Below are 23981 nucleotides of genomic sequence, written 5' to 3'. Positions count from 1 at the left end.
GATGGCATTTGACAGTTGGTATGACTTTATTGATATGGGTGGCTATGGGTTTTATGTATGGCTGGCCTATGGGGTGACCTTATTAGCGCTCACGATCTTAGTGATGCATGGCTTACGCACCCGTAAACAATTGCAACAACAAGCGGTGCAGCAACAGCAACGGCAGCAGCGCTTAGCCCGACGTAAACAGCAAGAACGAGGTACCGCATGATTCCACGACGTAAGAAACGCTTAGCCTGGGTATTGGCTTTAATCATAGGGGTGGCAGCGGCGCTGAGCTTGATTTTGTTTGCGCTATCAAAAAATATTGATTTGTTTTATACCCCAACAGAAGTGCTAGAAGGCAAAGGCAAAGACCTTACCAAGCCTAGCGTAGGACAACGGATTCGGGTAGGCGGTATGGTGGTTGAGGGTTCGGTTAGTCGAGATCCTAAAACCCTAGAAGTGAGCTTCCGAGTCACCGATACTGGGCCTGAAATGACCGTGTTGTACCAAGGTATTTTGCCTGATCTGTTCCGCGAGGGGCAGGGCATTGTGGCGCAGGGCACCTTGGTTGAACCTAGCGTGCTCAAAGCAACGGAAGTGCTGGCCAAGCACGACGAAGAATACATGCCGCCAGAATTGGCTGAAGCTATGAAAGGCATTAAACATGTCAACCCGAATGCACCTGACTACACCGGTGACAAGCCCGAATCTAAAGAGCCAGAGGGTTACTAACAATGATTGCTGAATTAGGTCAAGTTGCATTAGCGTTAGCTTTGGCATTTTCGGTGCTGTTGGCGGGTTACCCGCTGTGGGGCGCGTGGAAAGGTCATAGCGGCGCTATGTTGTTGGCGCGACCCCTAGCTTACGGGCAGTTTTTGTTTACTGCGGTAGCCTATGCAGCGTTAACTTGGGGTTTTGTGGTTAACGATTTTACTATCGCTTATGTGGCGCATAACTCCAATACTGCGCTGCCCCTGATGTATCGTATTACCGCGGTGTGGGGCTCGCACGAAGGCTCATTCTTACTGTGGATGCTGATGCAAGCGGGCTGGATAGCTGCGGTGGCGATGTTCTCGCGGCGCATGCCGTTAACCATGATGGCGCGCGTGTTGGCCATTCTGGGTCTGATAAGCATTGGCTTTTACCTGTTCATGATGAGCGTGTCGAATCCGTTCGATCGCGCGCTTCCTTTAATCCCAGTGGATGGTCGCGATTTAAATCCGCTGCTGCAAGATCCTGGGATGATTATTCATCCACCGTTGCTGTACATGGGTTACGTTGGTTTCTCGGTGGCTTTTGCCTTTGCCATTGCGGCACTCATCAGCGGTAAATTAGATGCCTCATGGGCGCGTTGGTCGCGACCTTGGGCTACCGCAGCTTGGTGTTTCTTAACCTTGGGTATTGCTATCGGCAGCTGGTGGGCTTATTACGAGCTTGGCTGGGGCGGCTGGTGGTTCTGGGATCCGGTCGAGAATGCCAGTTTTATGCCGTGGTTGGTCGGCACTGCCTTGATTCATAGTTTGGCAGTGACAGAAAAGCGCGGTGCCTTTAAGTCTTGGACCGTGTTACTCGCTATTTCCGCCTTTAGTTTAAGCTTGCTCGGCACCTTCTTGGTGCGCTCTGGGGTGATCGTATCGGTGCATGCTTTTGCCACCGACCCAGCTCGTGGTCTCTTTATTCTCGGCTTGTTGGCGATTGTGATTGGCGGCTCGCTGCTGCTGTTTGCCTTACGTGCTGGGGCTGTAAATAGCACCACCAAATACGACGTTAACTCGCGTGAAGTGATGCTGCTAGGCAACAACATCTTGTTAGTAGCAGCTACCGCTGTGGTGCTAATCGGGACCTTACTGCCACTGGTGCACAAAGAGCTCGGTTTAGGCTCGATTTCAATCGGTGAACCCTTCTTTAATCAGATGTTCACTTATTTGATAGTGCCTTTTGTGGTGTTTATGGGCTTAGGGCCATTGATGCGCTGGCGCCGCCAAGAGCTGCAACCCTTGTTAGGTAGTTTGGGCTTGGCCTTAGTATTGGCATTAGCGTTGGGCTATGTGATTCCGTGGGTGGTGACTGATCAAGTGATGGCCATGACGGTACTAGGGTTAGTATTAAGCTTATGGATTGTGTTGACCTTGGTGGCCGAATTACGTCAGCGGGTGCAGCAACGTGGCCAAGGCTTAGCGAGTCTTACCAAGTTAGGTCGTAGTCACTGGGGCATGGTGCTTGGCCACTTAGGCTTTGCCATTACTATTGTGGGGATTGCTGCGGTGAGCCAATACGAGATTGAGCGCGATGTAAGGTTGGCACCAGGTGATCAGGTTGAGGTGGCTGGATACACCTTCCGCTTTGATTTGTTAAGCGAACAGCAGGGCCCGAATTACACCACCGACCATGCTGAGTTTAGTATTTTGCGTGATGGCAAGCTGGTGAGTGAGCTGGTGACTGAAAAACGTTTTTACACAGTACAACAAATGAGTATGACCGAAGTTGGCCTAGATGCGGGTTTCTTGCGTGACTTGTATGTAGCATTAGGTGAGCCATTAGGTGATGAGGCCAGCCCCGATGCTTGGGCAGTACGGATTTATGTGAAACCTATGGTGCGTTGGATCTGGCTAGGGGCCATTTTAATGGCCTTAGGCGGTGCTTTAGCGATGAGTGATAAACGTTATCGGGCCAGCCGCAAACAGCCGGCTCAAGGAGTTGCTCATGGCTGAAGCTCAAACATCTAAGTCGTCGCTACGCTGGTTGGTGTTAGCGTTACCGCTGGTAGCGTTTTTAGCCCTGACCGTGTTTTTGTTAAGGGGCTTGTTTTCAGACCCCACCGAGTTGAGTTCGGCTTTGGTGGGCAAACCTGTGCCGGCCTTTAGCTTGCCGGATATATACGATACCTCAACGGAGCATACCGAGGCAGTTCTGAAAACTGGCGAGCCCTTGTTATTAAACGTGTGGGCTACTTGGTGTCCAACCTGTAGAGCTGAACATGCCTTTTTGAATGAGCTAGCAGCGCAGGGTATTCCTATTGTGGGGTTAAACTACAAAGACGATTCGCGTGCTAAAGCAGTGAATTGGCTTAATACCTTAGGCGACCCTTATGTGGTTAACCTGTTTGATGAGCGGGGCATGGTCGCCATTGATTTTGGCGTGTATGGCGCGCCAGAAACCTTTTTGATTAATCATGAAGGCGAGGTGGTGTATCGCCACGTTGGCGATGTTAATGCTCGCAATTGGAGTCAGTTGTTGGCACCGATGTTCCAGCAGTTACAGCAACAGGCCAAAGCTGCAGCGGGCGAACGAGGAGGTGAGCAATCATGACCACAAGCGCATTAACCAGTCAGCCGCACAGCACTTGGCGGCAGCTGTTCAGTAGCCTGTTCGTAAGCTTCAGCTTGGTGCTCGTGTTAGCTCTTAGTAGTCAAGCTCAGGCGCAGGTGAGTTTAGAGCAATATAAATTTGACGACCCGGCGCAAGAAAGTTTGTTTAGAGAACTAATTAACGAGCTGCGCTGCCCTAAATGTCAGAACCAAACCATTGCTGACTCAGATGCTCCGCTGGCCAAAGATTTGCGTGACCGCACTTATTTGATGGTGAAAGACGGTGCCACCAAGCAGCAGGTGGTAGATTACATGGTGGCACGATACGGTGATTTTGCTTACTATCGGCCGCCGGTGCGCACCAGTACCTTGGTGCTTTGGTTAGGGCCGTTGGCAGTGGTGCTAATAGGCGCAGCTGTGGTCTTGTGGCGAGTGCGTTCAGGCTCTGAAGAAGCCCAATTAAGTGAAGCAGAATTAGCCCAGTTGGCGCGTCTGCAAACCGAGAAGCAGGATAAATCAGAATGATTGCTCATATAGCGATGATCTTGGCCGTGGTGACGGCGGGCGGTTTATTTTTAATGGTAACCGGGCGGCGCCAGCGCGAGCAGCAGCGCACCCGTTTAGATGTCAACCGCGAACTATATCAACAGCGTAAATTAGAATTGGTGGCAGAGCGCGATGACGGCTTACTCACGATGGAGGCGTTTGCGCGTGCCAATGATGAGTTAGACAAGCGCTTTGTTACCGAAAACAGCGAGTTAGAACAAGTGGCCGACCGCCAGATGGGCAACGCCGTATGGGTACCGGCGGTGGTGGTGATGGTGGCTGCGGTGATCCTTTATTTTACCTTTGGTAGCTGGCAGTTGCAGCGCCAAGCGGATGACGCTTTAGCAGCGTTGCCTGACTTAGGTCGTAAAGTGATGTCGGATCAGTCGGCGCAAACTACCCGTGAAGAACTTGAAACCTTTGCATTAGGTTTACGTCAGCGGCTCGCCCAAACGCCCGATGATAATGGTATGGTTTGGCAAATTTATGCGCGGGTGATGACTCAGTTAGGGCAGGCTGAGCAAGCGGTGGATGCCTTTGAAAAAGCACTCGCGATTAACCCGAGCAATCAGCAGGCGCAGTTAGGTTACGCTCAGTTATTAGTGAACTTTGGTGAAGAGCAATATTTGGCTCAAGCAGCACAATTGTTGGTGCAAGTGCTGCAACAGGACCCCACGCAGCAAGAGGCTTTGTCATTATTAGGCCTGATCGCTTATCAACGCGGTGATTGGCAGCAGGCACAAACGGCGTGGCAATTGTTACAAGACCAAATTGCTCCGGCGGATGAGCGCTATGCAGCCATTCAACAAGCACTAGATGATGTCGAGCAACGTTTAGTGGCCGCTGATGCGAGTTTGACTGTCACGGTAAGCTTGGCTCCGGAGTTACAAGATCAAGTGCCAGCGGGTGGCACCTTGTTCGTCTACATTACCGATCCTGATGGTAGTAGAATGCCGGCGGCTGCAGTACGTCAGCCAGTGGCGAACTTTCCGATAACGATTGAGCTATCGGATGCCAATGCCATGTTGCCGGAATTTGTGATGAGCGGATTGAACCGTTGGCAGGTGATGGCACGTATATCAAGCGATGAGCAGATTGAAGCTGCGCCTGGTGATCTGGATGCCGAGCCGCTGGTATTAGAAGCTGGTTCTGCTACGTCAGTGCAGCTAGAAATTAGCAAGATAGTGAACGACTAACTCGTTAAAACCAAGAACATTGAGGTTATGGTGAAGAAGTACTTACTGATTGTATTGGCGGGATTAACCTTAGCAGGCTGTGCTAGCACGCCCGAAGATGAGTGGGCCGACCCACGCGATCCCTTTGAAGATTTTAACCGCGACATGTGGGATTTTAACGAGCAGCTAGATGAAGCTATTCTGTGGCCAGCCGCTAAAGCTTATGGTGAAATTCCGCAGCCGGTACGAACCGGCTTACGCAACGTTGCCGATAACCTTGGTGAAGTTTCGTGGTTTGTGAATAATCTGCTGCAAGGTAAAGTGATGGATGCCGGCAGTACTTTTTGGCGCTTCTCGATTAACAGTACTGTGGGTGTGTTAGGTATTTTTGATGTTGCCACGCCACTCGGGATTGAGGCAAAAGAAGAAAGCTTTGGCGAGACGCTAGCGAGCTGGGGTGTTACGGAAGGCCCTTATGTGATGTTGCCAGGTTTAGGTCCGACCGTGCCTATCGATCGCGGCGGTGACGTGGTGGATGGCATGTACTTTCCGATTGATAACTTAAATGGCCCTACCAGCATCGCGCGATTACTGGTGAAGGCACTAGATACGCGGTTACGCCTGCAAGAACAACAAGCGCTGATGGAGAACTCGTTAGACCCTTACGGGTTTGTAAAAGAGGCGTATTTTCAAAATTGGCAGCATAAGGTTTATGATGGAAACCCACCGCAAACCGAAGCGGATGAGCTGGACGACGACTTTTACGACCAGTTTTAAGCAACCATTCAGCCCAGAAGCCTTGCAACATGCAAGGCTTCTGCGTTATAAAAGCCCGTCACAGTTACGTTCTGTATAACTATAACTATATTTAACCGAGGAATTTGTATGAGCCAGGCGCCTTCAAAGTCAGAACTTTGGGGTCACCCCAAAGGACTGTACGTGCTTTTTACTGCCGAAATGTGGGAACGTTTTTCCTACTACGGCATGCGTGCCCTTTTAGTGTTAACTCTCGTAGCAGCTACTGAAGCCGCAAACCCAGGTTTTGGCATGACCGATGCTGAAGCTTTATCTTTGTACGGTACCTATACGGCGCTGGTTTATTTCACCCCCTTGATTGGTGGTTGGTTGGCCGATAACTACTTAGGCCAACGCAACTCGATTTTACTTGGTGGTATTTTAATGGCCGCAGCGCAATTTACGCTGTTTGCCGCCACACCGCACAGCCTCGACTTGTTTTATATAGGTTTGGGTATCTTGATTGCCGGTAACGGTCTGTTTAAGCCGAATATTTCTACCATCGTTGGCGATTTGTACAGCCAAGGTGATGCGCGTCGAGATAGTGCTTTCTCAATTTTCTACATGGGGATTAACTTAGGTGCTTTCTTAGCGCCATTAGTGACCTCTACTTTGGGTGAAAGCCCAGACTACGGCTGGCGTTGGGGTTACTTTGCCGCTGGCGTAGGGATGACCTTAGCGGTCGTTACCCAAGGCCTCTTCTTTCAACGTTACTTGGGCGACGTCGGTAAAGTCCCTGGCGCTAAACGTGACCGCGAAGCTTCGGGCGGTGTGAAAAAGCCACTGAGCAAAGTAGAGCACGACCGTTTGCGCGTGATTTTATTCCTGTTTGTCTTTGTGACCGTGTTCTGGTTAGCGTTTGAACAAGCCGGCGGTTTAATGAACATCTATGCCGATCGCTACACCGACCGTAGCTTTGGTGACAGCATTATTCCGGCGGGTTACTTCCAATCACTTAACCCGTTATTTATTTTGATCTTTGCGCCTATCTTCTCGGTGTTGTGGGTATGGTTGCATAAAAAAGATAAGAGCCCAGATGCACCGATTAAAATCTTTGCAGGTTTGGTGCTAACCTCGATTGGCTTTATTTTCTTGATCCTTGGCTTATTTGAAATTCAAGTCACCGGTCAAGCCAACATGATGTGGTTGGTACTGGCCTACTTATTCCATACCTTGGGTGAGTTATGTATTTCACCGGTAGGCTTGTCGTTAATGACTAAACTAGCCCCACTGCGCTTAGCTAGCTTGGTGATGGGGGTGTGGTTCTTGATGCCGGCTATTGCTAATTATTTAGCGGGTATGGTGGGTGCCTTCAGTGAAAACGCCGATAAGTACGATTTCTCGATCAACCTAGCGCAATCGATTGGCCTAGAAGCTCAATATTCTGGTCTGTTGGTGGTGTTTGGTGGGGTTGCCGTAGGCTTGTTGGTGTTCGCAGTTATTTTATGGGCTATTTCTGGCATGCTAGTGAACTGGATGCATGGTGCCGAAAAAGCTCAAGCCGCGCCGGCTGATTTAGCCGAAGGCGTTGAACAAGAGTTACAAGCAGTTGCCGAACATGAAGGTTTAGGCGAACAATCTAAAAAATAAGGACGCAATACCATGGTGAAAAAAGTCGTTATCCCGGTAGCAGGGCTAGGAACACGCATGCTGCCAGCTACCAAGGCCATTCCGAAAGAAATGTTGCCCTTGGTAGATCGACCGTTGATTCAGTTTATTGTAGAGGAGTGTGCTGCGGCAGGCTTAACGGATATCATCTTGGTGACCCATTCGAGCAAAAATTCGATTGAGAACCACTTTGATACCAGCTTTGAACTTGAAGCAACGCTTGAGCAACGGGTTAAACGACAGCTGCTGGCGGAGGTACAAGCTATATGTCCGCCAGGAGTCACCATCATGCATGTCCGCCAAGGCGTTGCCAAAGGTCTTGGCCATGCGGTGTTATGTGCGCGTCCGTTAATTGATGACCAGCCGTTTGCGGTGGTGCTACCGGATGTTTTGGTGGATGCCCAAAGCTGTGATTTAAAACGCGATAACTTAGCCGAGATGGTGCGTAACTTTAACGCCACGGGTGCAGCCCAAGTGATGGTAGAAAAAGTACCGCACGAGCTCACCAATCAATACGGTATTGCTGATTTAAACGGTGCAGAATTAGCGCCCGGTGAGCAGGTTGCGATTAAGCAATTGGTAGAAAAGCCGCCGGTAGATGAAGCACCGTCTGATTTAGCCGTGGTGGGTCGTTACGTGTTCCCAGCGGCACTTTGGAGTCTGTTAGAGAAAACTCCAGTGGGCGCTGGCAATGAAATTCAGTTAACCGATGCCATGGCCATGTTGCTCGAGCAACAACCGGTAAATGCATACTATATGAAAGGCCGCAGCCATGATTGTGGTAACAAGCTAGGTTACGCCCAGGCCTTTGTAGAGCATGCTTTGCGTCATCCGGCGTTAGGCGACGACATGCGTGCTTGGCTGAAAACTATCGTGTAAATGGTGCAGCCACAGTAACGAGGATTACTGTGGCTGTTTCTTATAAATGACCGCTGCTGCTAATTGGTAGCGTATAAAAGCGTACCCCCAAAGATTCAGCGCTAGCCGGCTTTAATTGTTTGAGCAGGGTTAGCACGCGCTGTTTTTCTGGCTCAGTTACCATCACTTCTAGTCGTAACATACGGCGATATCCAACCACCTGTTCTAACCTATCTAGTTGACTATTCTGGCGGCTATGGCCATCAATTTCTGCGAGTGAAAAGCCACTGAGTTGCTCATCAGCTAGCAATACATCGACTACATGGGCGCGCAGTTTAGCCGGAAAAATCACGTGCAGTAGTTCATACTCGGACATGGCGACCTCGCAAGAGCTTGTACATTAAAGGAAGAATAAATAAGGTGGTGAAAGTCGCAGTAACCAAGCCACCAATTACGACAATCGCTAGGGGGCGTTGAATTTCGGCGCCAGGGCCAGTGGCCAAAGCTAATGGGAAGAGACCCAGCATCGCTGTGGTCGCAGTCATCAGGATGGCGCGTAAACGATCACTGGCGCCAACAATCACCAGTTGTTCTAACTGTTCATGTTGATGTTCTATCGCTTGAAAGTGAGTCAGCATGACTACACCGTTGAGTACCGCTACCCCTAACAAGGCAATAAAGCCCACCGAAGCTGGCACCGACAAATATTCGCCGGTGATAAATAATGCCAGCACACCGCCCATCAGGGCGAAGGGAATATTGGCGAAGACCAGGCCCGCTACCGCCAAAGATCGGAAGGTGGCGAATAGAATGAGCCCGATAACCAAAAGAACGACAGGGACAATCGTCAGTAGGTTATTGGTAGCTCTCGCTTGATTTTCAAACTCACCGCCAAAGTTAAGATAATACCCACTAGGTAACTGTAACTCACGCGCGAGTTGTTGCTGTAGCTCTTCAACAAAACTAACCACGTCACGGTCGCTCACATTCGTGGTGACGACCGCAAAGCGACTGCTGTTTTCTCGCTCAATGAGGCTCGGGCCTTCGTCACTACTTATGGTTGCGAGGGCACTTAACGGCGCCCAGTTGCCGTCAGGTAAGCTGACAGGCAAGTCTTTTAATTGCTGTAAGTAACTCAGCTTGCTGTTGTTACTAGCGGCAAAGACTAACGGTGTTTTAATGCGGCCATGAATAACGTCACCCACGTGCAGACCATCAACAAACAATCGAATAAGACGTGACAGTTCTGCCGTAGTGAGATGGTAGCGCGCCGCAACATCAGGGCGTAATCGAATGTTGATGTATTCGCCCCCGTCAATCAAGGTTGTTTGTACATCGACGCTCCCGGCCACGCCAGTAGTTATCTCAGCGATCTTCTGGGCCGTGCTACTAAGAGTGCTAATGTCGTCACCAAACACCTTGATAGCTACATCGCCAGAGCTACCGGTAAGCATTTCAGCGACCCGCATTTGAATGGGTTGAGTGAAATTAAAGTTTATTCCTGGGTAGTCTAGGAGTACCTTCCGAATGGCATCAATCAATGCAGCTTTGTCACTCACTTGCCAGGTGTCACGCGGCTGTAACTGAATAAACATATCGGTTTCGTTGAGTCCCATCGCATCCATACCTAATTCATCTGAACCAATGCGAGCAACGATTTGCTTAATTTCTGGGATGTCAGCGAGTAGTCTTTGTTCTAATTGTGCATCTAAGGCCAAAGATTCAGTTAAGTTAATGCTGGGATGCTTTTCTAGCTGCACAATGAGATCGCCTTCATCCATCACAGGCATAAAGGTTTTACCCGTAAAACTGATAGCTACTGCTGCCACTGCCAGTAGTCCTACGGCGCTGATAAGCCATGCAGCAGGCCGTTGGATAACTCGTGCAAGTAGGCGTTGATAATGCGCTATAAGCCATTGGATTAGGTGTGGGGTAGGTTTAGGCTTAGCGCTGATTAAGGTAACCGCCAACACTGGAATAACTGTTAATGCCACTAGCATGGAGGCTAGCATCGCAAAGACAATAGTTTGCGCGACGGGGGAAAACAGCTTGCCCTCTAGACCACTCAGAAACAAAAGTGGTGCGAACACGATAATCACTATAGCGGTACCTGAAATCACCGGCTGCGCCACGGCCAGAGTGGCCCGATAGATTCGATGAGCGCGCGGTAAATAGGCCTGTTTCTGACTTTGTGTGACGATGTTTTCAACAACGACCACAGCAGCATCTACCAGCATACCGATGGCAATAACAATGCCACCAAGACTCATGAGGTTAGCCGTAAGACCTACTTGGTCCATAGCTAAAAAGGTGATGGCTACGGCCAGTGGAATGGATAAGGCGACCACTAAAGCGGCGCGAACATCGGCTAAAAAGATGAAGAGAATTAAAATAACAAGTAGCACTGCAGCAAGTAGTGCTTCGATGATGGTGCTCACGGCAGTACTAATAAGATCCGCACGGTCGTAGAAGACATTAAGTTCGCTACCGGCCGGCAGGGTTGGCTCAAGTTGAGCCAGTTGGGCTTTAACAGCAGCAACTACCTCGTTCGTATTAGTATCTTTTAAGGCAATGATCATGGCTTGCGCCGTTTCTTCACCGTTATGGGTTACGCCACCAAAGCGCGGCAGGTAACCGTTGCTGATCTCGCCTAATTGCGCCAAGGTGATAGTTTCGCCCGTTGCCGTGGGGAGTTTCAGTTGCGCCAGGTCATATTGGTCAGCGAGTTTGCCTTCGGTACGCAGGATGAGACTGGTGGAGCCGTTATCGATGCGTCCCACGCTACCATTTAGATGATTTTGTTGCAGCCACTCAACCAGTTGCGCTAGGGATATTCCGGCTTGCTGGAGACGACCTAGATCAGGGGTGAATTGCAGCGTTGTAACAAAGCCGCCCATAGTGGTGACCTCGGCTACCCCAGGCACGGTACGCAACAACGGCCGTACTTGCCAATCTAGCAGGTGCCGACGTTCGGCTAAGGTTAAATTGGGATTGCTGTAACTCAGCATAAAGATTTCACTAAGTGGGGTGCTCATTGGGGCTAAGCCACCATCAATGCCTTCGGGTAAGCTACCCCAGACGCCGCTGAGGCGCTCGCTTACTTGTTGCCGAGCCCAGTAGATATCCACACCTTCTGCGAAATCAATGGTGATAGAAGTGATGCCATACTTGGTGGTGGAGCGCAAAATCGCCTGATTAGGAATACCTAGCAGTTCGGTTTCGATAGGTTGCGTGATTTGCGCTTCGATTTCTGCGGCGGTCATGCCCGGCGCACGAATAATGAGCTTGGCTTGGGTTGGAGAAATATCTGGGAAGGCGTCAATCGGCAGGCGCTGCCAAGCCTGCACCGCTAGCGCCAAGACAAGGGCGGTAAGAGCTAAGATAAACACCCTTTGAGTGAGCACAAAACGCAGAATGGCTGCCATCTATTACTCTCCCCCTAGCCCAATAAAGTGACCGTAAACAGCGCCTACGGATTGCTGTAACACTTGGCTGTTAGGTGCTAGTTGGGTACTGGTGATCTGTAAGTAAGCTGCACCGTTGGCCGTGTTCATCGCTTGCTTACCAATAATGTCGACCGGTACTAGCACCAATGCTTGCTGCACTAATTGCCACACATAGGTTTGCTGTTGATGCCGGATGATACTACTGGCGGGTACGTTAAACACCGTCTGTTGATAATGCGGCGTAACGCTTAGCTGGCTGCCTAGCGGCGCTTGACAGTGAGCGGGTAAATCGGTGAGCGGAATGCTCCACCAGGTTTGGGTAAACCCCTGACTGGTTTGCTCGACATAATCGATCGCTAGTTCGCATTGCTGCCAGCTGACACTGGTTGGTTGCTTACTAAAGGTGGCCAGTTGTCCGCGTAATCTTGATGTTGCCGCAGCACTGACACTAAATAGTATCGTTTGGTTGGCGACAATGTCTATGTGTCCCGCTTGCGGAGCCGCTAAGGTGATGCTGTTGTTTGCCTTATTGATTTGAACAATATGCTGGTAAAAATGGTCGAGATGCTCAAATGCTAACAGCGTGCTGTGGTAAGCCGCGCTGATTTCCTGCCACTGGGCGGCACTGATGGCTTGCTTTTGAAACAGCTGTTGATTGCTCTGATAGCGCTGCGCTACCACCTCTAGCTGCTGTTGTTGTGCATTGTATTCAGTAAGAAAATGTTCGACGGCATCGCCACTTAATTGCACTACCGGTTGTTTATGGGTTACCTGTTGCCCTTGCTGCACTAGCCATTGCTGTTGTGATACTTCGAGCATATTGGCAACGGGATAACCACTTTGCACAAAGTTAGTAACTCGTGCGGTAAGCGCGGCGCCGGTATAGTGAGATTGGGGCGTCACCTGGTGATAACTTAAAGAGAGCTGTCCGAGTTCGCTAAGCTCAACTTGGTCTGCCGCTACCTGAGTTGTGGTGGTGACAGCCAGAAGCAGCACGGCAACGCGGCACAGCTTTAGGCAAGCAGCTTGCTGGTGTTGATAACCCTGATTATTGAATCGATTGATAAGGCTCATAAGGGTACTCCTGCTGCTTGTTGAAGTTGGGCATAGGCTTGTTGGATTTGTTGTTTGAGTAACTGCACTTGGCGTTGCTCGGCAAATAACTGTTGCAACCTTTGTTGTGCGATATCTGGATTGATCTCTTGCCGCTGCAACAACAGAAGCAGCGCAGATTGGGCCTGCTGGCGCAACTGTTGATGTGGTTGGAGCAATTGATATTGCGCCTCTAACAGGCTTAGCTGGGCTTGTGCTTGCTGATACTGCTGGATGATCTGCTGACGACTTTGTTGATAGTCTTGTAGCCATTGTTGCTGACTTATCTGATAATTGCTTTGTTCGGTTTGGCTCAGTTGCGCCCCCAACGACAGCGGAATATCGAGCTGTAAGCCAATTTGATTTTCTGAGATGCCGGCAGTATCTATCCGTTTGAAGCGGGTGGTGACCTGCCATGGGGTATTACCGCTGAGATTTTGTTGCTGCTGTAAGTAGAGTTGTTGCTCGTGCAATTGTAGTAACGCCAACTGCGGATGCTGTTGCCATGCTGCAGCGTCGAGTCTAGTGGGGTTGGCATCTGCTAAGTTAGTTGGAATTTGGCGGGTGCCAGTGAGTTCCATAAGCTGTTGCTCAGCGGCTTGCTGATGTTGTTGGTGCTCTAACTGCAACATAGCTAATTGAGTTTGTGCCTGCTGCAATCCGTAGCGAAAATAGGTATCAGCCTCGGTGGTTTCAGCTTGCTGTTGCAATGGTGCCATTAAGCCCTGATAGGTTTGTAGTTGTTGTTGTAACAGCTGCTGCTGTTGTTGATGCTGAGCAATGGTCCAAACTAAGTTGCGTACTTGGCCACTGGCGTACCAGCGGCGTAGTTTTAGCAGCTGCTGCTGATAGTGCTGTGCTATCGACTGCCATTGCTGGTTCAGTTGGTGGCCACTCGGACTTGTAAGAGGCAATGACAGAGCCAGTTCAAGTTCATCGGTTCCTTGGTCGGCTTGGCTTTGCAGGGCCGCTATACTTACCGTAGGTGCCGCTGCCAGCCAACTAGATACCCAGGTTTCGGGACGTTGCACTAGATCCGTTTGCAGCCTGGCTTCAGCGGCGTCGGTTAAGCTACTTAAGCTAGTGTTAGCGGGTGTTTGAGCATGTGCTGTTGGGCTGAGCAAAAGCAGGTTTAGCAGCAATAGACTTATGGCTAAATCGCGCTTACCCCATGCAGGTAAATTGAGATGTTGTTGAACAAAGTTGTCGATCCACACGATAAAGCTCCTTATTACTGCAACTAGCAGTAACACTCTATGAGGGCTTGCTTAAGGAAGTCTTAAGAAAGCTTAAGCTTTGTGTGGGAATTATGCCAAGTTTGCGATAATTTGCGCTAAATCAATTCTTTTATCAGCAATTGATAAAGCATGCGGGCACAAGGGCCGGTGGTATCGCCTTTGGGTAAGGTGAGGTACATCGAGCCGCTGCGCTTGCTGCTACCAGCTAGGGTTAAGAAGCACAGGTTGTCAGCATGGCGGGTAACGTGAGGTGGCAACCAACTAAAACCTAAGCCATTTTGCACCAGCTGTAGTGATTCGTTAAAGTGATTCACCGTCCAGCGTTGTTCAGACTTAAGCCAGCCCTCTACTTCTATCGGCTTTTTGGCCGTATCACGAATCACGATTTGTAAATATTGACTCAGCTCATCGGCACTAATGGGGCCTGGCTGTTGGGCCAGCGGATGCTCTTTGCTCACCACCAAATCTAGCCGATAGCCGCTGATGGGCTCACCCACATGACCTTTGGGGAGTTGGTGGGTGATTACGATATCTGCGCTTTGGTCTAAAATATGTTCAATGGAGCCGGTTAATACCGTGTCTTCAATGACTAAGCGAGTGCCCCGACTGAGTTGTTGAAACTCATGCAGCACAGGCACCAGTAGCTGGCGGTCAAAGACCATTTCTACGGCCAAAGTGATTTTAGTTTCCCAGCCCTGCTTAAGGTTTACCGCTAACTGCTCAAGTTCAGTTACTAAACTGGTGAGCTGGCGTGAGCGGCGCACCATGGTTTCGCCGATGGGCGTGAGCTGAGCCTTACGGCCCACCACTTCGAGCAGTTCAACTTCGAGCGTATCTTGCAATTTAGCCACCGCATGATTGAGCGAGCTTTGGCTTTTATTCAAGACTTGCGCGGCATGAGCGTAGCCGCCATGGTCCACTACGGCCTGTAAAATACGCCATTGTTCAAGTGTGGTTTTGGGGCGGTAGGGCGTACTCATGCAATCTCCAACGGGATGATTCGGCTAGGTGTTAGCAATAATAACGGCTCGCAGGGGGGCTGGATAGCCCTCGATGGTTTTGCTGGTATCGTGCGGATCTAAAAAATCCACTAACGACTGACCAGGCATCCATTCGGTGGCGCGTTGCTCAGCTAAACTGGTGACGTTTTCATCCACCACGCGGGCGTTCTTAAAGCCACAACGTTCAAGCCAATGTAACAAGGCTTTGGTGCTAGGAATAAACCAGACGTTGCGCATCTTGGCATAGGTTTCACCCGGTACTAAAACGGTCTGCTCATCACCTGTCACTACCAGTGTTTCTAATACCAACTGGCCACCTGGCTTGAGCAGGGCTTTAAGTTGGGTGAGAAAATCAATGGGCGAGCGCCGATGGTAAAGCACGCCCATGCTAAAGACGGTGTCAAAGGCTTTTAGTTCGGGCATATCTTCTATGCCCAACGGGAACCAGTGTGCGCGTGCTTGTAGGTCAGTCGGCATAAAGCTGCGCACCGCCATAAACTGCGCCATAAATAGCTGGCCGGGGTCGATGCCCCAGACTTGCTCGGCGCCGCTTTCAAGCATGCGCCAGAGGTGATAACCACTGCCACAACCCACATCAAGCACCTGTTGCCCGCTTAAATCACCGATATGGGGTGCCACTCGTTGCCATTTAAAATCCGAGCGCCATTCGGTATCTATCTGCACCCCATGTAAATTGAACGGGCCCTTGCGCCACGGGGTGAGTTGCATCAGTAGCCCTTTGATGCGTTGCTGTTGGCCGTCGCTGATGCTGTCATTCAGGACGCTCACAGTGGCGCCCAAAGCTACCGCTGTAGGTTCAAGCTGTGGCAATTGTGCGACACAGCGTAACCATTTGGGTAACTCGCCATGTTGTTGCTGTTGCTGCCACTGTTGAAGTTGCGCGGGGAGGCTCGTTAACCAATGTGCCAACGGCGATTGGGCGACAGCGATTAAATCCTTGGTAAATAAAGTCATGATATCCCTTGAGCGTAGGTTAAGCGGCGGCGACTATTTAACAGCAATCAGTGCGGCAAAATTGTAACACTGAAACCACACTTGCGATTGGCTAAAGCCAACCTGCTGTAATCGCTGATGGTGAGTTTCTAAGGTGTCGATGCGCATCACATTTTCGATGGCCGCACGTTTTTGTGCTATTTCGAGTTCACTGTAGCCGTTGGCGCGTTTAAATTCATGGTGAATATCTACCAACAGCTCGTTCATGCTGGGGCTATTGCTGCGAAATTTTTCACTGAGTAACAGCGCTCCGCCCGGTTTCAGGCTGTCATAGATGCGCTGTAACAAAGGCTGGCGCTGCTCTGGTGGCACAAACTGTAGGGTAAAGTTCATGGTGACGACCGAGGCCTCGGACAATTCACTATGCAGAATATCTTCGCAGCGAATACTGACCGGAACCGTGCTACGATAGCCTTGTAAATGCAACTGGCAGCGCTCAACCATAGCACTGGAGTTATCAATACCAATAATCTGCACTTGCTCTAAGTGGCTTACGTGCTGGCGCATGGCTAAGGTTGCCGCACCTAACGAACAGCCCAAATCGTAAAGGTTACTATGGCTTTGGGCGAAACGTTTGGTTAACTGGCCAATACCTTGCAGAATACTTTGATAGCCAGGTACCGAACGGTTAATCATGTCTGGAAACACTTCAACCACGTTTTGGTCGAAGACAAAATCACTGACTTGCGGTAAAGGTTCGGCAAAGATGGCGTCTTTTTTGCTCATGCTGATAACTCGGGCTGGCGTTTAACATGGCCGCTATTTTAGCGCATGCAGGTGCTAAACTAAATTTTTTCTCAAAAGCGGGCTAGTTGCTGACAATCAGCGCCAGTCCGTTATAATGTGCAGCTTTGTAATTTCTTAATTTGTGGTAGGGACAAACCCATGCGTAGCCATTATTGTGGACAGCTAGAAACAAGCTTAGTAGACCAACCTGTAACCCTTTGTGGATGGGTCAATAAACGCCGTGATTTAGGCGGTTTGATTTTTATCGATATGCGTGACCGCACGGGCTTAGTGCAAGTGGTGTTTGACCCGGATCAACAAGCGCTGTTTGAAACTGCGAATAAACTTCGGCAAGAGTTTTGTATTCGTTTAACCGGCACGGTGCGGGCGCGTCCTGACAGCCAAATCAATAAATCGATGGCCACGGGTGCGGTAGAAGTGATGGCTACTGAACTGGAAATCATCAGCCGAGCAGAGCCACTGCCGATTGATTTTAACCAGCAGGTAAGCGAAGAGCAGCGCTTACGCTATCGTTATCTCGACTTACGCCGTCCGAACATGAGCCACAACTTACAATTTCGGGCTAAAGTGACCAGTGCTGTGCGCCGCTTTTTAGACGACAACGGCTTTTTGGACATAGAAACACCTATGTTAACTCGTGCCACGCCTGAGGGCGCGCGCGATTATTTGGTGCCGAGCCGTACTCACAAAGGTAAATTCTTTGCGCTGCCACAATCCCCGCAGCTGTTTAAGCAACTGCTGATGATGTCGGGTTTTGACCGCTACTATCAAATCGTGAAATGTTTCCGCGATGAAGATTTGCGTGCCGACCGTCAACCTGAATTTACCCAAATTGATATTGAAACTTCGTTCATGAGTGCCGACCAAGTGATGGCGGTTACCGAGCAGATGGTACGCGGCTTATTCCAACAAATGTTAGCTGTGGATTTAGGCGAGTTTCCACGGATGACCTGGCATGAAGCGATGCGTCGCTTTGGTAGCGACAAGCCTGATCTGCGTAACCCGCTGGAGTTGGTTGATGTTGCTGATGTGCTGCAAGAAGTTGAATTTAAAGTTTTCTCTGGCCCAGCTAATGATCCTAAAGGGCGCGTAGCAGCTTTAAAAGTGCCAGGTAAAGCAGATGCTATCTCACGTAAAGCCATTGATGAATACACCAACTTCGTGGGTATTTATGGAGCTAAAGGCTTAGCTTGGATGAAGATTAACGACCTAGCGGCAGGCCGTGAAGGCGTGCAGTCACCGGTATTGAAGTTTATTCCTGATGCAGCTTTAACAGCCATTTTGGAGCGTACCGCAGCAGCCAATGGCGATATTATTTTCTTTGGTGCGGACAAAGCGAACGTAGTAGCTGAAGCCATGGGCGCACTGCGCTTAAAAGTAGGCCAAGATTTTGATCTGGTCAGTGATGAGTGGCGCCCGTTGTGGGTGGTTGACTTCCCCATGTTTGAAGAAGCCGATGGACGCCTTTACGCGATTCACCATCCTTTTACTGCGCCAGTGAATGTCACCGCAGAAGAACTCAAAGCCAACCCAGAAGCGGCGCTGTCAAATGCCTACGATATGGTCTTGAATGGCGTTGAAGTAGGTGGTGGCTCGGTGCGTATTCATAACAATGATATGCAGCAAGCGGCGTTCGAAATCTTAGGCATTGGTAAAGCTGAAGCACAAGAAAAATTTGGCTTTTTACTCGAGGCACTTAAGTACGGTACGCCACCCCATGCGGGCTTAGCCTTTGGTTTGGACCGCTTGGTGATGTTGATGGTAGGTGCAAGCTCTATTCGTGAAGTGATTGCCTTCCCGAAAACTACCACCGCAGCTTGTGTGCTCACCGATGCCCCAGGTGTGGCAAACCCTGAAGCCTTGGCAGAGTTACATGTTGCTGTTACGGTAAAGGACAGCTAAGTTAACGTTAGTTAAGTTAACGTCAGACAAGTCACAGGAGCGAATCATGGCGATTATTCTGGGCATTGACCCGGGGTCTCGGTTAACGGGATATGGCCTGATTCGCCAATCTGGGCAACGGGTAAGCTATTTAGGTAGCGGCTGCATTAATGTGATGCGCAGTCTCAAAAGTAACAGCGAACCTTGTTTGGCGGATAAATTAAAGGTGATTCATGATGGCGTTTGTGAGCTGATTACTCAGTTTCAGCCGACCGAGTTCGCCATTGAACAAGTGTTTATGGCACGCAACCCTGATTCAGCCTTAAAACTTGGCCAAGCCCGTGGCGCTGCAATTGTTGCGGCCGCCTGTGCCGGCTTACCGGTAGCTGAATATGCTGCGCGTTTAGTCAAGCAGGCGGTAGTGGGTACTGGCGCTGCTGATAAAGTGCAAGTACAGCATATGGTGATGGCCATGCTGAAGCTAACCCATAAGCCGCAAGCCGATGCTGCGGATGCTCTAGCCGTGGCCTTATGCCATGCTCACACCCGCACCCAACTCATCTTAACCGCAAGGGGACGTGCGTGATTGGACAATTAACGGGTACCTTAATAGCTAAGCACCCACCGGAAATTTTGTTAGACGTGAACGGCGTTGGCTATGAAGTACAACTGCCGATGACCTGCTTTTACGAACTGCCAGAACTGGGCGAACGAGTAACCTTGATCACGCATTTTGTGGTGCGTGAAGATGCCCAGTTATTGTATGGTTTTAATACTTTTGCCGAGCGCATGTTATTTCGTCAGCTGATTAAAGCTCAAGGCGTAGGCCCGAAGCTGGCCCTAACTATTATGTCGGGCATGACTGCGCATCAGTTTGTGCATGCCGTAACCCACGACGACGTTACCAGCTTAGTGAAGCTACCAGGGGTGGGCCGTAAAACGGCGGAGCGCTTGGTAGTAGAAATGCGCGACCGGTTGAAAAACTGGGGTTCAACCACTCCGGCTACGGATGCAGCGCCCATTGATTTTGGTGACTTGACCCCAACCATCAGTGCGGATTCACCGCGCGATGATGCCCTGAACGCCTTGCTGGCGCTGGGGTACAAGCTTGCGCAAGCGGAGAAAGCGGTAGCCGCGGCACTGAAAGCGGAACCCCAAGCGTCGAGCGAGCAGCTGATTCGGTTTGCGTTGAAGAATATGTAGGGAAGGGCAAGAGCGATATTAGCTGTTAGATATTAGATATTAGCTGTTGGATATTGGATATTGGGTGAGAGCAAGAGCAAGAGCCGCGATCAACGAGGATGAGTGAGTAGGATGATTGAGCCAGACCGGATAAACCAGCCCCATGCTATTGCCGAAGACGAGGTTGTGGATCGTGCGATACGGCCTAAGCAGTTAGCTGATTACACCGGGCAAAAGCATGTTGTTGAGCAAATGGAGATTTTTATTCAGGCGGCCAAGCAACGCTCTGAAGCCCTTGATCATGTGCTTATTTTTGGCCCGCCAGGTTTAGGGAAAACAACCCTTGCGAATATTGTAGCGAACGAATTAAACGTAAATATCCGGCAAACTTCCGGTCCGGTACTAGAAAAGGCCGGTGATCTTGCGGCATTGTTAACCAATCTAGAAGAACACGATGTGTTGTTTATTGATGAAATTCATCGCTTGAGCCCGGTGGTTGAAGAGATTTTGTATCCGGCGATGGAAGATTATCAGTTGGACATCATGATTGGCGAAGGGCCTGCTGCACGGTCTATCAAGTTAGATTTGCCGCCCTTTACCCTGATTGGTGCCACAACGCGAGCTGGCGCTTTAACCTCACCCTTGCGTGATCGGTTTGGGATTGTGCAGCGCTTGGAGTTTTACAACGTTGAAGAGCTTACTAGTATTATTAAGCGCTCAGCGAGTTACCTGAATTTACAGTTAGAGCCGCTTGGCGCGTTAGAAATTGCACGTCGTTCGCGCGGTACGCCACGGATAGCTAATCGCTTGTTACGGCGAGTACGCGATTTCGCTGAGGTTAAAAATAACGGCCATATTGATCAAGCCACGGCTGCTGCTGCCTTAGCTATGGTTGATGTGGACGAAGCCGGTTTTGACTACATGGACAAGAAATTACTGCTGGCGATTATTGAGAAGTTCATGGGTGGCCCGGTGGGGCTCGAGAATTTAGCCGCAGCTATTGGTGAAGAGAAAGACACGATTGAAGATGTGCTGGAGCCCTATTTGATTCAGCAGGGGTATTTGCAGCGCACGCCGCGTGGACGGGTAGCTACTTTAAATGCCTATCGCCATTTCGGACTGGATAAAGAAGGACAAGAGCGCGGTTAGCTAATAGCGTATTTGTTGTTACCAAAAAAAAGCCCGCTCAGGGAGCGGGCAAAATACAGAACAACAAGGAAGTTAAATCCAGGGAACAATAACAGGAAGAAGTGACAACCGGTCTCTTCGTATCTGGTATATGCTGCGCATTATAAAGAGGCTGGACCAGTTTTCAAACGAGAAAAATTGTGCTTCGCATTACTTTTACTAATATCAAATATTTAATGATGCTTAAAAATTAGGCTTGGTAAAATTGGTAAGACCAAAAATATCGTTTATAAATAGTATCTTAGTGATTTTTGGTCATATTCTAATGATAAAAAAATTTTTGGTGTAAAATTGAGCAAATCAACATTTCAATGGCCCATTCGTGTTTATTATGAAGACACAGATGCTGGCGGTATCGTTTATTATGCGAATTATCTCAAATTTCTTGAGCGGGCCCGTACAGAATGGTTACGCTCGCTAGGAATTGAGCAGGACACTTGGTTGGCTCATCGGGTTGGCTTTGTGGTGCGGCAGGTGCAGATGGATTTGTTGCGGCCGGCTAAATTTAATGATGAACTGATAGTGACGGTTAAGGTCGAACGGCTAGGTCGGGCATCGATTGTGTGTCACCAGCAAGTTAAGCTGCAAGATGGTACGGTATTATGTGAGGCTGTGATTAAAGCAGCCTGTGTTCATTTGGGTGAGGCTGGCACTGACGTTCGTGCGGTGCCTATGCCTGCTGAAATAATTGAGGTATTAAAACGTGCAAGCTGAATTGTCTATCACCGCATTAATTTTAGAAGCCAGTGTTGTGGTGCAGTTGGTTATGCTCTTACTGCTGGCATTTTCGGTGGTTGGCTGGATGATGATTTTTCAGCGCCGCAATGTACTGAAAGCCGCTAGCGCCGAAGCTTTGGCGTTTGAAGACAGGTTTTGGTCTGGCGTTGATTTAGCGCGGTTATTCCAAGAAGTGACAGCGAAAGCACAAAATGCCGGTGGCATGGAAAAATTATTTCATGCGGGTTTTAAGGAATTTGCTCGGTTACGTAATAATCCGGCGGTAGGGCAGCAGCAAATGCTGGAGGCTTCGTATCGCGCCATGCGGGTGGTGCACTCGCGTGAAGTGGATAACATGGAGCAGAATTTGAGTTGGTTGGCGACCATAGGTTCGATCAGCCCTTATGTGGGCTTGTTTGGTACCGTATGGGGGATCATGAACGCATTTATCGGCCTGGGTGCGGTGCAGCAGGCGACCTTGGCGATGGTTGCGCCAGGTATCGCGGAAGCTTTGATTGCGACAGCGATGGGTTTGTTTGCGGCGATTCCGGCGGTGATTGCGTACAACCGTTATACTTATCAAGTGGAAAAGATTGATAACCAGTATTTGAATTTTATGGATGAATTGTTGGCTATTTTACAACGGCAAACGGCTCAATCTGCAGCTAAAGCAGGTGCGCCGGCATGATGAGCGTGGTGCGTAAGCGGCGTAAGCCGGTGGCCGAGATCAACGTGGTGCCCTACATCGATGTGATGTTGGTGCTGTTGATTATTTTTATGGTTACGGCACCGTTGATCAGTCAAGGGGTGAAAGTCGATTTGCCCAAGGCCTCAGCGGAGCCGCTTGATCCTGAGAGTGAGCCACCGATTGTGGCATCAGTGGATCAGCAGGGGCGTTATTTTCTGAGTACCCATCCGGAGCCGAATACACCGCTCGAGGTGGTGGATTTAGCGGTGATGGTTGCAGCCGAGTTGCGCATCAGCCCGGAACGTCCGGTGGTGGTTAAAGGAGATGGCGCTGTCAGCTATAATCAGGTGATTCAGTTGATGGTATTGTTGCAGAAAGCTGGTGTGAGTCAGGTTGGTTTGATGACCGATAGTTCGTTGGCTGAAACGGCGGGGGCAGGGCGATAGCATGAGTGACATCAAGCCATCGCAAGATGGAGCCAAAGGTACTTCAGCTAAGTCAACGTCAGCTGCTAAAGCCACGGCTACGCAAGCAGGAGCACGGCTGCCAGCAAAAGGCAGCGAGCTAGGTAAGCCTTTGCTGTGGTCGGTGTTAGTGCATGTGGGCGTTGTAGGTGTGTTAGCAGCGGGGATGGTGTTTCAACCCCAGCTGCCAAACACGCCCATGCAGGTGCAATTGTCGGATCCTAATCTGAGCCCAGATGAAGAAATACCGGCGCCGGATGATTTTGAGGCGGTACAGGCCGTAGCGGTAGATCAAGCCGCGGTAGAACGGCAAGTGCAGGCGATTAATGAGCGTAAGCAAGCGCAAGCGGCGGCGGAGCAGCAGCGCCAAGCAGAATTAGAACGCCGAGCGGAAGCTGCAAGAAAGGCGCGCGAACGTGAGCTACGTGAGTTGCGTGAATTAGAAGCCAAGCAAGAAGCGGAGCGACGTAAGTTAGCTGAAGAGCGAACCAAAGCACAACAAGAAAAGGCAGCGGCCGAGAAAGCGGCAGCAGACGCAGAAGCCCGTCGTAAACGCGAAGAAGCGGCAGCGGCAAAGGCTGAGCAAGAGCGTAAAGAACGAGAAGCTGAAGCGAAGCGATTAGAGCAGGAACGGCTAGAGCGTGAGCGCGAAGCAAAAGAGCGTGCTGAACGCGAACGGCAGTTGCAAGAACGGTTAGCGGCTGAGGCAGCCGAACGTGCTAAGGCACGCCAAGCGCAGATGCAAAGCGAGATTCAGCGCTTTACGGCGTTGATAACAGGGGCTATTCAGCGCAACTGGATCGTGGACGATTCGATGCGTGGTAAAGAATGCCAGCTGACCATTAGCTTGGCGCCGAGTGGCTTTGTGAAATCGGTGGACCAAGGCGTTGGCGATGAGCGGGTGTGTCAATCAGCTCGGACTGCGGTGCTAAAAGCTGGTACACTGCCGGTATCGAAAGATCCTGAAGTGTATAAGCAGATGGAAACCATTAAATTGACGGTTAGACCTAATTTGTAACACTAACGTGTAGTTGAAGAGCTTATGATG

At 50.1% G+C, this 23981-nt stretch carries 24 protein-coding genes; 17 read left to right on the top strand and 7 right to left on the bottom strand.

The window, feature by feature from the left end; translation table 11 throughout:
• Window position 1 precedes the first annotated feature (1 nt).
• The 9 genes from ccmD to galU all read left to right on the top strand — a co-directional run bounded on the left by ccmD (window position 2) and on the right by galU (window position 8296).
• Window positions 2–211 (top strand): heme exporter protein CcmD, encoded by a 210-nt coding sequence (gene ccmD, locus KGF88_RS07940; RefSeq protein ID WP_153825925.1) that lies wholly within the window; start codon window positions 2–4, stop codon window positions 209–211.
• Window positions 208–717 (top strand): cytochrome c maturation protein CcmE, encoded by a 510-nt coding sequence (gene ccmE / locus KGF88_RS07935; RefSeq protein WP_153825924.1) that lies wholly within the window; start codon window positions 208–210, stop codon window positions 715–717. Before ccmD ends, ccmE begins: the two co-directional genes overlap by 4 nt.
• 2 nt (window positions 718–719) lie before the next feature.
• The gene (locus KGF88_RS07930; protein WP_153825923.1) at window positions 720–2696 is read left to right on the top strand and encodes a heme lyase CcmF/NrfE family subunit; all 1977 of its coding nucleotides are present in this window, start codon (window positions 720–722) and stop codon (window positions 2694–2696) included.
• Window positions 2689–3294: a DsbE family thiol:disulfide interchange protein gene (locus KGF88_RS07925; RefSeq protein WP_153825922.1), complete on the top strand. Its 606-nt coding sequence runs from the start codon at window positions 2689–2691 to the stop codon at window positions 3292–3294. The genes KGF88_RS07930 and KGF88_RS07925 overlap by 8 nt, the downstream gene beginning before the upstream one ends.
• Entirely contained in the window at window positions 3291–3818 is a 528-nt protein-coding gene (locus KGF88_RS07920; RefSeq protein WP_153825921.1) for a cytochrome c-type biogenesis protein, read from the top strand. Before KGF88_RS07925 ends, KGF88_RS07920 begins: the two co-directional genes overlap by 4 nt.
• On the top strand, window positions 3815–5035 hold the full coding sequence (ccmI, locus tag KGF88_RS07915; RefSeq protein WP_110074928.1) for a c-type cytochrome biogenesis protein CcmI: 1221 nt from the start codon (window positions 3815–3817) through the stop codon (window positions 5033–5035). Before KGF88_RS07920 ends, ccmI begins: the two co-directional genes overlap by 4 nt.
• A gap of 27 nt (window positions 5036–5062) precedes the next feature.
• Window positions 5063–5791, top strand: coding sequence for an MlaA family lipoprotein (locus KGF88_RS07910; RefSeq protein ID WP_153825920.1), 729 nt, complete (start codon window positions 5063–5065; stop codon window positions 5789–5791).
• A 108-nt stretch (window positions 5792–5899) separates the two neighbouring features.
• The gene (locus KGF88_RS07905) at window positions 5900–7399 is read left to right on the top strand and encodes a peptide MFS transporter (protein WP_153825919.1); all 1500 of its coding nucleotides are present in this window, start codon (window positions 5900–5902) and stop codon (window positions 7397–7399) included.
• A 12-nt stretch (window positions 7400–7411) separates the two neighbouring features.
• Complete coding sequence (gene galU / locus KGF88_RS07900; protein WP_110074926.1) at window positions 7412–8296, top strand: UTP--glucose-1-phosphate uridylyltransferase GalU; 885 nt, start codon at window positions 7412–7414, stop codon at window positions 8294–8296.
• A gap of 40 nt (window positions 8297–8336) precedes the next feature.
• Here galU and KGF88_RS07895 read toward each other — a convergent pair whose 3' ends face one another.
• From KGF88_RS07895 to cmoA, 7 genes are all read right to left on the bottom strand, one after another.
• Window positions 8337–8651: a DUF3240 family protein gene (locus KGF88_RS07895; protein WP_153825918.1), complete on the bottom strand. Its 315-nt coding sequence runs from the start codon at window positions 8649–8651 to the stop codon at window positions 8337–8339.
• The gene (locus KGF88_RS07890) at window positions 8638–11700 is read right to left on the bottom strand and encodes an efflux RND transporter permease subunit (RefSeq protein ID WP_153825917.1); all 3063 of its coding nucleotides are present in this window, start codon (window positions 11698–11700) and stop codon (window positions 8638–8640) included. Before KGF88_RS07890 ends, KGF88_RS07895 begins: the two co-directional genes overlap by 14 nt.
• A gap of 3 nt (window positions 11701–11703) precedes the next feature.
• Complete coding sequence (locus KGF88_RS07885) at window positions 11704–12795, bottom strand: hypothetical protein (RefSeq protein ID WP_153825916.1); 1092 nt, start codon at window positions 12793–12795, stop codon at window positions 11704–11706.
• The gene (locus tag KGF88_RS07880; protein ID WP_153825915.1) at window positions 12792–14030 is read right to left on the bottom strand and encodes a hypothetical protein; all 1239 of its coding nucleotides are present in this window, start codon (window positions 14028–14030) and stop codon (window positions 12792–12794) included. Before KGF88_RS07880 ends, KGF88_RS07885 begins: the two co-directional genes overlap by 4 nt.
• Window positions 14031–14146: 116 nt before the next feature.
• Entirely contained in the window at window positions 14147–15031 is an 885-nt protein-coding gene (locus KGF88_RS07875) for a LysR family transcriptional regulator (RefSeq protein WP_110074921.1), read from the bottom strand.
• 24 nt (window positions 15032–15055) lie between these two features.
• Complete coding sequence (gene cmoB / locus KGF88_RS07870) at window positions 15056–16027, bottom strand: tRNA 5-methoxyuridine(34)/uridine 5-oxyacetic acid(34) synthase CmoB (RefSeq protein WP_153825914.1); 972 nt, start codon at window positions 16025–16027, stop codon at window positions 15056–15058.
• 33 nt (window positions 16028–16060) lie between these two features.
• Window positions 16061–16792 carry a carboxy-S-adenosyl-L-methionine synthase CmoA gene (gene cmoA, locus KGF88_RS07865; protein WP_110074919.1) on the bottom strand — a complete coding sequence of 244 codons (732 nt, stop codon included), beginning with the start codon at window positions 16790–16792 and terminating at the stop codon, window positions 16061–16063.
• A 159-nt stretch (window positions 16793–16951) separates the two neighbouring features.
• Here cmoA and aspS point away from each other — a divergent pair, with 159 nt between their 5' ends.
• From aspS to tolA, 8 genes are all read left to right on the top strand, one after another.
• Window positions 16952–18715: an aspartate--tRNA ligase gene (gene aspS / locus KGF88_RS07860; RefSeq protein ID WP_153825913.1), complete on the top strand. Its 1764-nt coding sequence runs from the start codon at window positions 16952–16954 to the stop codon at window positions 18713–18715.
• Window positions 18716–18761: 46 nt separating this feature from the next.
• Window positions 18762–19280 (top strand): crossover junction endodeoxyribonuclease RuvC, encoded by a 519-nt coding sequence (ruvC, locus tag KGF88_RS07855; protein ID WP_110074917.1) that lies wholly within the window; start codon window positions 18762–18764, stop codon window positions 19278–19280.
• Window positions 19277–19897, top strand: a complete 621-nt coding sequence (gene ruvA, locus KGF88_RS07850; RefSeq protein ID WP_110074916.1) for a Holliday junction branch migration protein RuvA — start codon at window positions 19277–19279, stop codon at window positions 19895–19897. Before ruvC ends, ruvA begins: the two co-directional genes overlap by 4 nt.
• A gap of 111 nt (window positions 19898–20008) precedes the next feature.
• Window positions 20009–21025 carry a Holliday junction branch migration DNA helicase RuvB gene (gene ruvB / locus KGF88_RS07845; protein ID WP_153825999.1) on the top strand — a complete coding sequence of 339 codons (1017 nt, stop codon included), beginning with the start codon at window positions 20009–20011 and terminating at the stop codon, window positions 21023–21025.
• A 330-nt stretch (window positions 21026–21355) separates the two neighbouring features.
• Complete coding sequence (gene ybgC / locus KGF88_RS07840; RefSeq protein WP_153825911.1) at window positions 21356–21778, top strand: tol-pal system-associated acyl-CoA thioesterase; 423 nt, start codon at window positions 21356–21358, stop codon at window positions 21776–21778.
• Entirely contained in the window at window positions 21768–22469 is a 702-nt protein-coding gene (gene tolQ, locus KGF88_RS07835; RefSeq protein WP_110074913.1) for a protein TolQ, read from the top strand. The genes ybgC and tolQ overlap by 11 nt, the downstream gene beginning before the upstream one ends.
• Window positions 22466–22915 (top strand): protein TolR, encoded by a 450-nt coding sequence (gene tolR, locus KGF88_RS07830; protein ID WP_110074912.1) that lies wholly within the window; start codon window positions 22466–22468, stop codon window positions 22913–22915. The genes tolQ and tolR overlap by 4 nt, the downstream gene beginning before the upstream one ends.
• A gap of 1 nt (window position 22916) precedes the next feature.
• Window positions 22917–23951 carry a cell envelope integrity protein TolA gene (gene tolA, locus KGF88_RS07825; protein ID WP_110074911.1) on the top strand — a complete coding sequence of 345 codons (1035 nt, stop codon included), beginning with the start codon at window positions 22917–22919 and terminating at the stop codon, window positions 23949–23951.
• Window positions 23952–23981 lie beyond the last annotated feature (30 nt).

Source organism: Idiomarina loihiensis, from assembly GCF_024584785.1.
GTDB classification, from domain to species: domain Bacteria; phylum Pseudomonadota; class Gammaproteobacteria; order Enterobacterales; family Alteromonadaceae; genus Pseudidiomarina; species Pseudidiomarina fusca.
This window is presented reverse-complemented; position numbering and strand designations above follow the sequence as displayed.

Excerpts from the sequence above, each read along its gene's own strand:
- ccmD (WP_153825925.1), top strand. The coding sequence starts at position 2 with ATGGCATTTGACAGTTGGTATGACTTTATTGATATGGGTGGCTATGGG.
- ccmE (WP_153825924.1), top strand. The coding sequence starts at position 208 with ATGATTCCACGACGTAAGAAACGCTTAGCCTGGGTATTGGCTTTAATC.
- KGF88_RS07930 (WP_153825923.1), top strand. The coding sequence starts at position 720 with ATGATTGCTGAATTAGGTCAAGTTGCATTAGCGTTAGCTTTGGCATTT.
- KGF88_RS07925 (WP_153825922.1), top strand. The coding sequence starts at position 2,689 with ATGGCTGAAGCTCAAACATCTAAGTCGTCGCTACGCTGGTTGGTGTTA.
- KGF88_RS07920 (WP_153825921.1), top strand. The coding sequence starts at position 3,291 with ATGACCACAAGCGCATTAACCAGTCAGCCGCACAGCACTTGGCGGCAG.
- ccmI (WP_110074928.1), top strand. The coding sequence starts at position 3,815 with ATGATTGCTCATATAGCGATGATCTTGGCCGTGGTGACGGCGGGCGGT.
- KGF88_RS07910 (WP_153825920.1), top strand. The coding sequence starts at position 5,063 with ATGGTGAAGAAGTACTTACTGATTGTATTGGCGGGATTAACCTTAGCA.
- KGF88_RS07905 (WP_153825919.1), top strand. The coding sequence starts at position 5,900 with ATGAGCCAGGCGCCTTCAAAGTCAGAACTTTGGGGTCACCCCAAAGGA.
- galU (WP_110074926.1), top strand. The coding sequence starts at position 7,412 with ATGGTGAAAAAAGTCGTTATCCCGGTAGCAGGGCTAGGAACACGCATG.
- KGF88_RS07895 (WP_153825918.1), bottom strand. The coding sequence starts at position 8,651 with ATGTCCGAGTATGAACTACTGCACGTGATTTTTCCGGCTAAACTGCGC.
- KGF88_RS07890 (WP_153825917.1), bottom strand. The coding sequence starts at position 11,700 with ATGGCAGCCATTCTGCGTTTTGTGCTCACTCAAAGGGTGTTTATCTTA.
- KGF88_RS07885 (WP_153825916.1), bottom strand. The coding sequence starts at position 12,795 with ATGAGCCTTATCAATCGATTCAATAATCAGGGTTATCAACACCAGCAA.
- KGF88_RS07875 (WP_110074921.1), bottom strand. The coding sequence starts at position 15,031 with ATGAGTACGCCCTACCGCCCCAAAACCACACTTGAACAATGGCGTATT.
- cmoB (WP_153825914.1), bottom strand. The coding sequence starts at position 16,027 with ATGACTTTATTTACCAAGGATTTAATCGCTGTCGCCCAATCGCCGTTG.
- cmoA (WP_110074919.1), bottom strand. The coding sequence starts at position 16,792 with ATGAGCAAAAAAGACGCCATCTTTGCCGAACCTTTACCGCAAGTCAGT.
- aspS (WP_153825913.1), top strand. The coding sequence starts at position 16,952 with ATGCGTAGCCATTATTGTGGACAGCTAGAAACAAGCTTAGTAGACCAA.
- ruvC (WP_110074917.1), top strand. The coding sequence starts at position 18,762 with ATGGCGATTATTCTGGGCATTGACCCGGGGTCTCGGTTAACGGGATAT.
- ruvB (WP_153825999.1), top strand. The coding sequence starts at position 20,009 with ATGATTGAGCCAGACCGGATAAACCAGCCCCATGCTATTGCCGAAGAC.
- tolR (WP_110074912.1), top strand. The coding sequence starts at position 22,466 with ATGATGAGCGTGGTGCGTAAGCGGCGTAAGCCGGTGGCCGAGATCAAC.
- tolA (WP_110074911.1), top strand. The coding sequence starts at position 22,917 with ATGAGTGACATCAAGCCATCGCAAGATGGAGCCAAAGGTACTTCAGCT.